Annotated in this window: 10 protein-coding genes; 4 read left to right on the top strand and 6 right to left on the bottom strand. The window is 68.3% G+C overall.

What is annotated here, in order from left to right; all coding sequences use genetic code 11:
- Positions 1 to 113: 113 nt before the first annotated feature.
- Complete coding sequence (locus tag AB0E69_RS32170) at positions 114 to 1544, top strand: pre-peptidase C-terminal domain-containing protein (RefSeq protein WP_360154747.1); 1431 nt, start codon at positions 114 to 116, stop codon at positions 1542 to 1544.
- Between the two features lie 45 nt (positions 1545 to 1589).
- On the opposite strand, the gene AB0E69_RS32165 is transcribed toward AB0E69_RS32170, so the two are convergent.
- The 6 genes from AB0E69_RS32165 to AB0E69_RS32140 form a co-directional block, all read right to left on the bottom strand.
- Positions 1590 to 2792, bottom strand: coding sequence for a M20 family metallopeptidase (locus tag AB0E69_RS32165; protein WP_360154744.1), 1203 nt, complete (start codon positions 2790 to 2792; stop codon positions 1590 to 1592).
- A 23-nt stretch (positions 2793 to 2815) separates the two neighbouring features.
- A complete protein-coding gene (locus AB0E69_RS32160) occupies positions 2816 to 3820 on the bottom strand; it encodes a hypothetical protein (RefSeq protein ID WP_360154741.1) in 1005 nt (334 codons plus the stop codon).
- Positions 3817 to 4032, bottom strand: coding sequence for a hypothetical protein (locus AB0E69_RS32155; RefSeq protein ID WP_360154738.1), 216 nt, complete (start codon positions 4030 to 4032; stop codon positions 3817 to 3819). The genes AB0E69_RS32160 and AB0E69_RS32155 overlap by 4 nt, the downstream gene beginning before the upstream one ends.
- A gap of 87 nt (positions 4033 to 4119) precedes the next feature.
- The gene (locus tag AB0E69_RS32150; RefSeq protein ID WP_360155290.1) at positions 4120 to 4938 is read right to left on the bottom strand and encodes a DUF72 domain-containing protein; all 819 of its coding nucleotides are present in this window, start codon (positions 4936 to 4938) and stop codon (positions 4120 to 4122) included.
- A gap of 47 nt (positions 4939 to 4985) precedes the next feature.
- A complete protein-coding gene (locus AB0E69_RS32145) occupies positions 4986 to 6065 on the bottom strand; it encodes an inositol-3-phosphate synthase (RefSeq protein ID WP_360154735.1) in 1080 nt (359 codons plus the stop codon).
- Positions 6062 to 6646, bottom strand: a complete 585-nt coding sequence (locus tag AB0E69_RS32140; protein WP_360154732.1) for a PadR family transcriptional regulator — start codon at positions 6644 to 6646, stop codon at positions 6062 to 6064. The genes AB0E69_RS32145 and AB0E69_RS32140 overlap by 4 nt, the downstream gene beginning before the upstream one ends.
- A gap of 205 nt (positions 6647 to 6851) precedes the next feature.
- Here AB0E69_RS32140 and AB0E69_RS32135 point away from each other — a divergent pair, with 205 nt between their 5' ends.
- The 3 genes from AB0E69_RS32135 to AB0E69_RS32125 all read left to right on the top strand — a co-directional run bounded on the left by AB0E69_RS32135 (position 6852) and on the right by AB0E69_RS32125 (position 12074).
- Entirely contained in the window at positions 6852 to 8342 is a 1491-nt protein-coding gene (locus tag AB0E69_RS32135; RefSeq protein ID WP_360154729.1) for a TIGR00366 family protein, read from the top strand.
- Between the two features lie 159 nt (positions 8343 to 8501).
- Positions 8502 to 10775 carry a transglycosylase domain-containing protein gene (locus tag AB0E69_RS32130; protein ID WP_360154726.1) on the top strand — a complete coding sequence of 758 codons (2274 nt, stop codon included), beginning with the start codon at positions 8502 to 8504 and terminating at the stop codon, positions 10773 to 10775.
- A 102-nt stretch (positions 10776 to 10877) separates the two neighbouring features.
- A complete protein-coding gene (locus AB0E69_RS32125; protein WP_360154723.1) occupies positions 10878 to 12074 on the top strand; it encodes a mannosyltransferase family protein in 1197 nt (398 codons plus the stop codon).
- Positions 12075 to 12233: the final 159 nt, after the last annotated feature.

Here is a 12233-nt window from a genome sequence, read left to right as displayed (position 1 = left end):
GGTCCATGGGCCGGCCGTAGGACCTGTGAGCTGCCCGGGGCCGTCGTTCCCACCGAGATCGACGGCCCCGGGTTCGGGGGGATCCCGCCCGCGGGGGGTGTGAGGAGAATCCGATGAGCAAGATCCGCAGAACCGGTGCGCTCGCGTGTGCCGATGTCGTCGCGTTCGGAGGCCTGGCGGTCGCGCTGGGCGGTCAGGCCGACGCCCAGCAGACGCCGGTCGACCAACTGCTGTCCACGCCGCTGATCGGCAGTCAGGCGATCGGCAAGGTCCAGTCGCGGCTCGCCGACGTTGCCGCGCACAACGGCCTGCCGACCGATCAGCTGCGGCAGATCCTGGCGACCGACAGGACCGCCTGGCTCGATGCCGACAGCAAACTGTTCTTCCGCGAACCGGTCTTGACGGCCGCGCAGAAGTCGCCGGAGGCGTCGCCACGGTGGGCCAAGTCGGCCGTGCAGGGCGCGACCGGTCCGGCGTTCGAGCTGCACAGCAAGCCCGGGTCGAACCGCGTCATCTACCTCGACTTCGACGGTCACACCATCACCGGTACGGCGTGGAACGCGTCGAAGGGCATCGACCCGGTCAACGTGTCGGCGTACGACACCGACGGCGACCCGGCGAACTTCGGCACTGCCGAGCAGGACGTCGTCCACGAGGTCTGGGCGCGGGTCGCGGAGGACTACGCCACCTTCGACGTCGACGTGACGACGCAGGAACCGCCGCAGTCGGCGATCGACCGGTCCGGTGCCTCGGACCAGCAGTACGGCACGCGGGTGCTGATCGATCCGGACACCTGGTACCAGTCCGGGTGCGGGTGCGGCGGCGTCGCGTACATCGGGGTGTACGACAGCACGAGCCAGCACGACTACTACCAGCCGGCGCTGGTGTTCACGAAGGGCGTGAGCACGGGCGCGAAGAACCTCGCCGAGGCGGCGTCGCACGAAGCCGGGCACAACGTCGGGCTGAACCACGACGGGACGTCGACGGTCGGCTACTACCAGGGTCATGGTGCATGGGCTCCGATCATGGGCGTCGGGTACTACCGGGGGATCAGCCAGTGGAGCAAGGGCGAGTACGCCGATGCGAACAACAAGGAGGACGACTACGCGGTCATCGGCACGCATGGTCTCGCGCTGCGCGCCGACGAAGCCGGTGACACGACGGCCGCTGCCGCGGCGCTGACCGTCGGTACTCCGGTGTCGGGATTCATCGCGACCGAGACAGACACCGACGTCTACCGCGTGGATGTCAGTGCCGCCGGCAACTACACCGCGGGCGCCAACCCCGCGCCGACCGGTGGCAACCTCGACATCAAGCTGGACCTGCTCGACAGCTCAGGCAGCGTCATCGCCTCTGACGACCCAGCCTCCGGCCAAGCGGACGCCGGCACCCCGACCGGGCTCGGCGCCAGTGTTAGCGCCACCCTCCAGCCGGGTACGTACTACCTGCGCATCGACAACGTGGGCTACGGCGACCCGCTCAACACCGGCTACTCGACGTACGGCAGCCGAGGCGGCTACACCCTCGCGGTCAGCGCTTCCTAGTCCCTGTGGCTGGTCGGCCTCTGGCGGACCGACCAGCCACAGGCTTCACCCTTGGCTCGCGGCTCCGGGGATGAGGTGGTGGGTCGCCAGGTGAGCCAAGGCGGCTGACTGTTCGGAGAGGACGGCGTCGTCGAAGCGGACGACGGACGAATGGTTGGACGGCGCTTCGTCGGCGGGGACGTCGTCGGGACGGGCGCCGAGCATGATGAACGTGCCGGGCACCTCCTGAAGGACCATCGAGAAGTCCTCAGCACCCATCAAGGGGTTGGGAAGTTGCTCCACGCGGTCGGAACCGAAGACGGCTTCGAGAATCGATGCGGCCTCGGGGGTCCGCTCGGGGTGGTTGACGGTGACCGGGTACTGCAGGTCGAGGCGCGCGTCGACCGTGCAGCCGTGAGCTGAGGCGATGCGCTCCGCCAGCGCGGGGAGCTCGGCGGACAGCTGCTGGAAGGTCGTGTCGGAGAGCGTGCGGACGGTGGCGCCGAGCCGGGCCAAGTTGGGGATGACGTTGATCGCGACGCCCGCCTCGAGTTGGGTGACGGTGATGACGACGGGGTCGAACACCTTCACGCGGCGAGTGACGTAGGTCTGCAGCGCGAGGACCAACTCAGCCACCACCGGCACGGGGTCGACCGCCAGGTCGGGGGACGAGCCGTGGCCACCCTTGCCGTGAACGGTGATGTGCAGCTGGTTCGAGCCGGCCATCATTGTGCCGGCGCGGGTCTGGAAGGTGCCCTTCGCCGCCTGCGACCAGACGTGGACGGCGTACGCCGCGATTGGCTTGTCGCCTGTCGCTTCGAGTAGACGTTCGCGGAGCATGTACCCGGCTCCGCCGAGACCTTCCTCACCGGGCTGGAACATGAACAGCACATTCCCGTGGAGCTCTTCTCGGTGGGCGCTCAGCAGCCGGGCTGCACCCACCAGGCCCGCCGTGTGCAGGTCGTGGCCGCAGGCGTGCATGTTCCCGTTCTCTGCGGCGTAGTCGAGACCTGTCTCCTCGACCACGGGCAGTGCGTCCATGTCGCCGCGCAACAGCACGGTCGGACCAGGCTGAGCACCGCGCAGCACGCCGACCACGGACGTCACTTCTTTACCGCGGGTCAGCTCCAGTGGCAGCCCGCCCAAAGCGTCGAGCACGAGCTGCTGCGTCTTGGGCAACTGCAGTCCGACCTCGGGCTCGCGGTGCAGAGCCCGGCGGATGTCCACCAGGCCGTCCAGGAGGGCAGCACTCTCAGCAACCAGGTTCATTCCAGTCCTTTCCTCGACGCCGGTCACCGTACCCGTCCTGCGCGCGCCGTGGCAGCTGTGGTGCTGCGGGCTGTGCGCGGACGGGAGGTGCCGGCGAGGGGCGTGTGGAGGGGCGAGTGGATGGGCGTGTGGAGGGGCGGGTGGAGGGGCGAGGGTGTCAGGCGAGCCGCGGGGGCCGGCAGTTCGCAGGCGGTCGGGTGGGTCAGGAGCGCGGACTCTACGACTCGGATCTCGTGGTCGAGGGCTTCCAGGAGGAGGCCGGCGGTCAGGTGGGAACGGGCGGCGGCGTGGCCGGGTGGGGACTGCTCGTAGTGGTCGAGGCGGGCCAGGTGGTCGCGGATGACGGCTTCGAGGCGGGTGCGAGTGTCGCCTTCGGGTGGTTCGAGGGCGGGGAGGTTGGAGGCGTTGTAGACGACTGTGGTCAGCAGCGCCACCTGGTCGGAGGCGGTTCGGCGGTTGAGGACATCGACGAGCTCGCCGTGGGCAAGCCCGCTGCGCGACTCGAGCTCGGCGGTGATTCGGCGGACCGCCGGGACGAAGGCGGGGTAGTACCCACCGGCGTCGACGGATTCGATGCCGGGAGCAACTTGATCGATGCCGAGGCGACGGATGTACTCGTCGAGATGGTCCTGGGTCCAGGCTTCCGTGACACCTTCCTCGAGCTGGCGGGTGCCGGGCTCGGTGAAGGCTTTACAGGCGGCCTCCTGGGAGGCGTCCAAAGGGCCGAGGAAATGAGCCTGCTCGTGAAGCAGCGTCCCGAGCGACTCGCGGTAGCTGACCAGCGTCGGGCCAGGCTGCTCCTCGCCGGCGTGCTCGTACATCCGCTCGAGCGGCTCCACGATGCACTCGCGATCGAGATAGAGACTCCCGTCCCAGTGCGCAAGGCCGAGGATCGTGCCGGTCGTCTCGTAGACCTGCCCGTTCCAGGCGGAGTGTTCGGCCCCGGCGAGCTCGCGCGCCACCTCCGCACTGACCGCGAACAGCTCGGCCGCGGATGTCGGCGGGGCGGCCATGGGCGGGGCGGTCATGGGCGCAGCGCGATCGCCAGCCGGACGAGTGAGTCCGCAGTTCGGCGGTACCGCGCCTGCTCCTGCGGATTGTCGCTCGCGCCGGCGAGCCGCCCGAGCTCGTCGACCAGCCATTCGGTTCGCGCCCGTCGCTCGTCAGCCGTCGCGCCGGCAGTCGACCCAGCGGTCGACCCAGTCGTCGAGCCAGTCGTTGCAACGTCCGTGTGCTCCATGAGATGTCCTCCCGAGGTGTGGATTCGGCGGAGAACATACGGAGATCCGGCCCCGGCTCGACGGGGAACTTTTCAGCTGTGGATAACTCAGAACAGCGTCGGCGGCTCGACCGCGACCGGTTCCGGGAGCGGCTCGAGACCAGGAAGCACCGCTGACACGGCCGCGTGGAACCGCCGGGCGAGGTTCAACGCCTCGGCGTTGTCCGGCGTGTGCAGGAAGATCGTCGGGGACCGGCCCTCGGTGAGCCACTCCACCACGAGGTCGACGAGGTACGCCCACCCCTCGACGGTCTCGGCCACGGAGTCGCGGCCGATGTAGCGGACAACGGGATGACCGGTCAGAGCGCGGGTCCGGCGAGCGACGCGCGGCTTCTTCATCCGCGCGTCGCGCTCGGCGAAGCTGGTCGGACGACGCGCGAAGAGCGTGCCGGTGTCGAACGGGATCCACTCGGCGTCGACCCGGGCGAGAACGCGTTCGAGATTCAGCGCGGCCCGCGGATCGGCGAAGAAATCAGGGTGCCGGACCTCGACGGCGTACCGACGGTCGCGCGGGACCTGGTGCAGGAAGGCGGCGAGAGTGCCGAGATCAGTGGGCGCGAAGGAGGCCGGGAGCTGGATCCACACCGCTTGCAGCCGAGGGCCGAGAGGCTCCAGAACAGCAAGGAAGTGCCTAAGCTCCAGATCCGCGTTGGTCAGCCGGCGCTCGTGGGAGATCAGCTGCGGCACCTTCGCCACGAAGCGAAAGTCCTCCGGCGTCTGTGCAGCCCAGGACCTCACCGTCGAGATCGACGGCGTTGCGTAGAAGGTGGTGTTGCTCTCGACCGCGTTCACCCACGTCGCGTAGGACTGCAGCTTCGAGCGGGAAGGCTGCGGCCACGCGGGATGTGTCCACTGAGCACACCCCACGTGAAGCCGCACACCTCCTTAGTACCCCGTGAGCGGGGCACTACCGATCAGCGGTCTACCTCACCGCGGATGAACTTCTCGACCTGCTCGCGCGCGACGTCGTCGGCGTACTGCTCCGGCGGCGACTTCATGAAGTACGACGAGGCGGACAGGATCGGGCCGCCGATGCCGCGGTCCTTGGCGATCTTCACCGCGCGGATCGCGTCGATGATGATGCCGGCCGAGTTCGGCGAGTCCCAGACCTCGAGCTTGTACTCCAGCGACAGCGGGACGTCGCCGAAGTTGCGGCCCTCGAGCCGGATGAACGCCCACTTGCGGTCGTCCAGCCAGGCCACGTAGTCGGACGGGCCGATGTGCACGTTGCGGGCGTCGATCTCATCCCGCAGCTGCGACGTGACGGACTGGGTCTTGCTGATCTTCTTGGACTCCAGCCGCTCGCGCTCGAGCATGTTCTTGAAGTCCATGTTGCCGCCGACGTTCAGCTGGTACGTCCGGTCCACGGTGACGCCGCGGTCCTCGAACAGCTTGGTCAGCACCCGGTGCGTGATGGTCGCACCGATCTGCGACTTGATGTCGTCACCGACGATCGGCACCCCGGCGGCGGTGAACTTGTCCGCCCACTCCTTGGTGCCGGCGATGAAGACCGGCAGCGCGTTCACGAAGGCGACGCCCGCGTCGATCGCGCACTGCGCGTAGAACTTGGCCGCCTGCTCCGAACCCACCGGCAGGTAGCAGACCAGGACGTCGACACGCGCCTCGCGCAGCGTCGCGACCACGTCAACCGGCGCGGCGTCGGACTCGGTGATGGTCTCGCGGTAGTACTTGCCGAGGCCGTCGAGGGTGTGACCGCGCTGCACCGTGATGCCGGTCGGCGGTACGTCGCAGATCTTGATCGTGTTGTTCTCGCTGGCACCGATGGCGTCGGCGAGGTCCAGGCCGACCTTCTTGCCGTCGACGTCGAACGCGGCCACGAACTCCACGTCCTTGACGTGGTAGTCGCCGAACACGACGTGCATCAGACCGGGGACGCGCTCCTCGGGCTTCGCGTCGCGGTAGTAGTGCACGCCCTGGACGAGCGAGCTGGCGCAGTTGCCGACGCCGACGATCGCTACGCGGATCGAGGTCATCTGGAATCTCCTTGGGTAGGCGGTTGGTGCTGGTCAGGGGGCCGTTGCCGGTTCCGCTCGCCGTCGATCAGCTCGTTCAGCCAGCGGACCTCGCGCTCGGCCGACTCCAGGCCGTGCCGTTGCAGCTCGAGGGTGTAGGTGTCGACCCGCTCCGCCGTCCGGCTCATCGCCGCCCGGAAGTTGGCCAGCCGCTCCTCCATCCGGGCCTTGCGGCCCTCGAGGATGCGCAACCGGGTGGCCGGATCGGTCCGGCCGAAGAACGAGAATCGGACGCCGAAGGTGTCGTCCTCCCAGGCCGACGGACCGGCCTCGTGCATCGCGTGCGCGAAGTAGTCCTTGCCGTCGGCGGTGATCGTGTACACGATCTTGGGCCGGCGACCGGACTCCGGCGTCCCGGGGTCGGCCGTGATCAGCCCGTTGCGGAGCATCGCCTTCAGACCCGGGTAGAGCGAACCGAACGACAGCACGCGTCCCCAGCCGAACTGGGCGTTGACGCGCTTGCGGAGCTCGTACCCGTGCATCGGCGCTTCGTGCAGCAGACCGAGTACGGCGAGCTCCAGGACCCCACTGCGGTTTCCCATGAGCCACCTCCCTCGGTCCAGTTTGTCATGACCTGATGTATCGGTTCGATACATCGCTTCGCCACTGTAAGCAGACCGCGTGGCTGTGGACAACTCCTGACAAACGTCGTCTTTGTCACCCCCGGGCGCGGAACCTGTTACGTCAGGCGGCGAGCTGCGTTAATCGGGGTGACAACCGAGAGTCGTGGTCCAGGAGCGGAGGGTCATGGCCGACAGCCATGGGAAGCACGCCAAGCACGACGGAGTGGAGGCCGAGGGCCCGCTGGTCCGGATCGCGCTGCGGTTCACCGGCTTCACCGAGAAGTGGCTCCCGGACGCGTTCGGATTCGTGCTGGTCGGCACGTTCGTGGTGCTGCTGTTCGGCCTGATCTCCGGTGAGCCGCTGCTGAAGCGGCCCGACGACCCTGCCGCGACGAAGGGCTTCGGCCTGGTCGACGCGTGGGGTGTCGGGTTCTGGTCGCTGATCACGTTCACGCTGCAGATGGCGATGATCATCATCGGCGGGTACGCCGTCGCCACCAGCGGACCCGTCGCCCGCCTGATCACGCGCCTGGCGCGGATCCCGAAGAGCCCGCGCGGCGCGGTCGCGTTCGTGGCCGGGATCGCGATGCTGGCGTCGTACCTGAACTGGGCCTTCAGCCTGATCTTCGCCGCGATCCTGGCGCGAGAGGTCGCGCGGAACGTGCCGAAGGCGGACTACCGCGCACTGGGCGCGATGGCGTTCCTCGGCCTGGGCACCGTGTGGGCTCAGGGCCTGTCCGGCTCCGCAGCGCTACAGGTGGCGAGTGCGAGCAGCAGCCCGGCGCCGGTGCAGGAGGTGATCAAGGCCGGCGGGCACGCGAGCGGGTTGATCCCGCTCAGCGACACCATCTTCACCTGGCAGGCAGTGGCGGCCACGCTGATCGTGTACATCGTCGGCGTGACGATGGCCTGGTTCATCGCGCCTGGTGAAGCCAGTGCGCGGACTGCGGAGCACCTGGGGATCGAGCTGAAGCCGCTCATCGGGCGAGGGTCGGCGTACAACGGCCAGCGCGAGGAGAGCGACGTACGGCGGCCGGGTGATTGGCTGGAGCACTCACCGCTGTTCAGTCTGCTGATCGTGCTGCTCGGTGCGGTCTACCTGGTCCGCTACTTCAGCGGGAAGAGCTTCTTCAACGCGCTGGACCTGAACACGGTCAACCTCATCCTGTTCCTGCTCGCGCTGCTGCTGCACTGGCGGCCGTGGCGGATGGCTCGCGCGGTGCGCGACGGTGCACCGGCGGCCGCCGGCGTACTGCTCCAGTTCCCCTTGTACGGCGGGATCTTCGGCATGATCGCCTACACCGGGATCTCCGCGCGGCTGGCCGGTTGGTTGGTGCAGGCAAGCAGCCAGTTCCTGTTCCCGCCACTGGTCGCGATCTACTCGTGCGTGCTCGGCATCTTCGTCCCGAGCGGTGGCAGCAAGTGGGTGATCGAGGCGCCGTACGTCCTGCAGGCGGCGAACGAGCTCCACGTCGACTCGGGCTGGATGGTCGTCGTCTACGACCTCGGTGAGGCGAGTGCGAACCTGTTGCAGCCGTTCTGGATGCTGCCGACGCTGGCGATCCTCGGCCTGAAGGCGCGCGACATCATGGGCTACACCTTCACGCTGTTCCTGGCCTGCTTCCCGGCGGCGCTGATCGCCGTGACATTGCTCGCACCCCATGTCACGGGGTAATCGCTTCCCAGCCGCAGGAAAGAACTCCGTAAGGCTGCCCGGGGGCACGCCGCGGCCGACCGGAGGGCTTGTTAGCCTACGGAGCGGATTCGGGTCCGTTACCACACCCACCGTAGTCTTTGGGGCAATGACTTCCGTGAGATCGTCGAGGACTGGACTGTGAGCGAAGCCCGTAGGAAGGCCGCCCCGGCGCGTAAGGCGACCCCTTCGCGCCGGCACAAGAGGCACTGGGCGGTCCGCCTGGTCGGCTGGCTGGCCGCGCTCTTCTTCCTCGGCATCATCGCCGGTGTCGCGACGTTCTTCATCGTCTACCAGTCCACCGAGATCCCGGACCCGAACAAGGAGTTCGCGGCCAACACCACCACGGTGACGTTCGCCGACCAGAAGAACCCGCTGGGCTCGTTCTACGACCAGAACCGGCACACGCTGCCGCTGTCCAAGATCCCGAAGCGGGTCCAGGACGCGATGATCGCCGCCGAGGACCGGACCTTCTGGACCAACCCGGGCATCTCGCCGTCCGGCATGGTCCGCGCGGCCTGGAACATCGCCCGCGGCCAGCAGCTGCAGGGTGGTTCGACGATCACCCAGCAGTACGTCAAGATCATGTACCTGAACCAGGAGCGGACGGTCGACCGCAAGTTCAAGGAACTGTTCATCGCGACCAAGATGGGCCGCCAGGGCGACAAGAGCAAGACGCTCGAGGGCTACCTGAACACGATCTACTTCGGCAAGGGCGCGTACGGCGTCTCGGCCGCCGGCGACGCGTACTTCCAGAAGCCGGACCCGAACACGCTGACCGTCCCCGAGTCCGCGCTGCTCGCCACCGTGCTGAACAACCCGCTGCTGTTCAACGTCGACAAGACCGACGCCCGGACCAAGCAGCGGATCATCGAGCGCTACCGCTACGTGCTCGACGGCATGCAGCAGATGGGCACGATCACCGAGGTGCAGCGGGCGCAGTACAGCCAGAAACTCCCGAAGCTGAACCCGAAGAAGAAGAGCAGCCGCTTCGCCGGCCCCAACGGCTTCCTGCTGGACATGGCCCGCGACGAGCTGGAGCAGATCGGCTTCGACGACGACGAGATCAGCGGTGGCGGTCTGAAGGTCACCACGACCTTCAACTACGGCCAGCAGAAGAAGATGCTCAAGGCGGCGCAGAACGAGCTGCCCGAGAAGCGTGCCGGTCTGCACGTCGGTATGGCCGCGGTGCAGCCGAGCTCGGGTGGGCTGCTCGCCGTGTACGGCGGTCCTGACTTCCTGAAGAGCCCGCTGAACTGGGCCACCCTGCGGGCCCGTCCCGGTTCGGGGTTCAAGCCCTTCGCGCTGGCCGCGGCGCTCGCGGACGGCAGGTCGATCTACGACACCTTGCAGGGCGACAGCCCGATCACGGTCCGCGGCCTCCGGCTCGGCAACGAGTTCAACCAGGACTACGGCGACGTCACCTTGCTGAAGGCAACCGAGCAGTCGATCAACACCGCGTTCTACGACCTGGTCGACAAGCAGATGAAGGACGGCCCGGCCAAGGTGGTCGACACCGCCGTGGCCGCGGGCATCCCGAAGACGAAGGCGCTGGAGAACGACCGCACCAACCCGTCCACGGTGCTCGGCCCGAACGCGTACGCCTCGGCCGTCGACATGGCCTCGGCGTACGCGACGTTCGCTGCCGATGGCGTCCACCGACAGGTCCACACCATCGACAAGGTGGTCGGCCCCGACGGCAAGGTCCTCTGGACGGCCGCTGACGGAGCCAAGCGGAAGGGCCTCGTCAGCCTGCCGAAGCAGACCCAGGCGATCGATCCCGAGGTCGCGAAGATGGTCAACTACGTGCTCCAGGACGTGGTGACCGACGGTACCGGTACCGGCGCGAAGGAGCTGGACCGGCCGGTGGCCGGCAAGACCGGCACGGCGGGTGGCGTCGCCGTCGAGGACCGGGCCAAGAACAAGGCGTGTGACGGCTGCAAGGAGGGGTCGGCGACCCTGACCTCGTGGTGGACGGGCTACACACCCGACCTGTCGACCTCGGTGGTGTACCGCGCCGGCAGCACCGGTGAGAGCAACCTGGACGCCTACACCGACGAGAAGGCGTTCTTCGGCGGCACCTGGCCGCTGAAGACCTGGCTGGCGTACATGACCAACGCCCTCGACGGCGTCGACAAGTCCAAGTTCCCCGAGCCGAACGAGGACGCGATCAAGGACAGCCCGACGCCGACGTACACGCCGTCGAAGACGCCGGTCAGCACACCCCCGCCCAGCACCACCCCGACGAACACGCCTCCTCCGTCGAGCACCCCGCCCCCGAGCAGCACCCCGCCCACCACCCCGACGAAGCCCACCAACACACCCACCAAAACCAAAACCACGAAACCCCCCTGGCCCACCATCCCCAACCCAACAGACACCGGCACCCCGAAGCCCGGTGCCGGCGGCCAGTAACACACCATCACCTCCTGACTGATCAGCTGGTGTGGGCGTTCCACGTGGAACGGATGGGGCACGATAGGGGTGTGACTCGGGCGGAGTTTGGTGTGTGGAGCCGTGCATGAGCGGGCGGCCGCGGACGAGGAGCCGCGGTCGGGGCGGGCGCGGCGGGCCCGGGTCGACGGGGTTCGGTGGCAGCGATGGTTGCCGTCGGCTCCGGCGCGGGAGGTCCTGGGGTGGTGGCTGGTTACCCGGGTCGCGATCTTTCTGCTGTCGATCTCGGCGCCGTTGCTGTTCAACCCAGGGAAGGACTACCCGAACGTCTGGCACGCGTGGCTGCAGTGGGACGTCTGGCACCTGAAGGCGGTCGCCGAGTTCGGCTACACCCACGGTGAGCCGTCGGGCGCGCCGCTGGCTGCGTTCTTTCCCGGCTTCCCGTTCCTCGTCCGCGTGGTCAGCTGGACCGGCATCGGGTACGTCGCGGCCGGCATCGTCGTCTCCGCCGTCGCCAGCGCGTTCGCGGGCGTGTACCTCGCGCGGCTGGCGCAGTACGAGTTCCCCGAGCTCAAGGGCATCGGCCCGAACGCGGCGATGATCTGGTACGGCGCCCCGGTCGGCGTCTTCCTCGCCGCCGGGTACACCGAGGCGCTGTTCTGCGCCTTCGCATTCCCCGCCTGGCTCGCCGCCCGGCAAGGACGCTGGGGCCGCGCCGCGCTGTTCGTCGCGCTGGCTTCGACCGTCCGGGTGTCCGGCATCTTCCTCGCCGTCGCGCTCGTGGTCGAGTTCGTCACCTCGAAGAAGCGGGACTGGGCGTCGGCGCCGTGGCTGCTGCTGCCGGCGGTCCCGGTGCTCGGGTTCATGGCTTACCTGAAGCACGTCTACGGCTCGTGGTTCGCCTGGCAGGAGGCGCAGGAGAAGGGCTGGGCGCGCGAGTTCACCTGGCCGTGGACCTCGTTCGTCCACACGGTCGAGGCCGCGACGAAGGGCCACTTCCCGGCGGAGCGGAGCGACTGGACCTGGATGTTCCGCGCCGAGCTGGTCACGCTGTTCATCGGCCTGCTGCTGCTCGCCTGGCTGCTCTGGCGCCGGTCCTGGGGCGAGGCCACCTGGGTCGCAGCCACCGTCGGCGCGTTCTGTACGTCGTTCTGGGTCTACTCGCTGACCCGCGCCACCCTCCTCTGGTGGCCGCTGTGGATCGGCCTCGCCGTCCTCGCTCGGCGCCACCGGTGGATCGGCCGCCTGTACCTAGCCGTCGCGATCCCACTGGCCGCCATCTGGGCGGCCGGCTTCTTCACCGGCCGCTGGTCCGGCTAGGCGCCCGCTGTCCGGCATGTGGACTCTTTCCGCCGGAGGCAACCCGCGGCGGTGCTCGCACGTCGATAGGGATGAAGGGGTGGCAGTCCGGGCGGGGACCGCCACCCCTCATTACTTCCGGCGGAACCTCTCAGGGGCAGGCTCCGCCGGGCGACCTCC

Source organism: Kribbella sp. NPDC026611, assembly GCF_040638345.1.
Lineage (GTDB): Bacteria > Actinomycetota > Actinomycetes > Propionibacteriales > Kribbellaceae > Kribbella.
The sequence above is the reverse complement of the archived record's forward strand: the minus strand, read 5'-3'. Positions and strand labels throughout refer to the sequence as shown.

Excerpts from the sequence above, each read along its gene's own strand:
- AB0E69_RS32160 (WP_360154741.1), bottom strand. The coding sequence starts at position 3,820 with ATGACCGCCCCGCCCATGGCCGCCCCGCCGACATCCGCGGCCGAGCTG.
- AB0E69_RS32165 (WP_360154744.1), bottom strand. The coding sequence starts at position 2,792 with ATGAACCTGGTTGCTGAGAGTGCTGCCCTCCTGGACGGCCTGGTGGAC.
- AB0E69_RS32135 (WP_360154729.1), top strand. The coding sequence starts at position 6,852 with ATGGCCGACAGCCATGGGAAGCACGCCAAGCACGACGGAGTGGAGGCC.
- AB0E69_RS32170 (WP_360154747.1), top strand. The coding sequence starts at position 114 with ATGAGCAAGATCCGCAGAACCGGTGCGCTCGCGTGTGCCGATGTCGTC.
- AB0E69_RS32140 (WP_360154732.1), bottom strand. The coding sequence starts at position 6,646 with ATGGGAAACCGCAGTGGGGTCCTGGAGCTCGCCGTACTCGGTCTGCTG.
- AB0E69_RS32155 (WP_360154738.1), bottom strand. The coding sequence starts at position 4,032 with ATGGAGCACACGGACGTTGCAACGACTGGCTCGACGACTGGGTCGACC.
- AB0E69_RS32145 (WP_360154735.1), bottom strand. The coding sequence starts at position 6,065 with ATGACCTCGATCCGCGTAGCGATCGTCGGCGTCGGCAACTGCGCCAGC.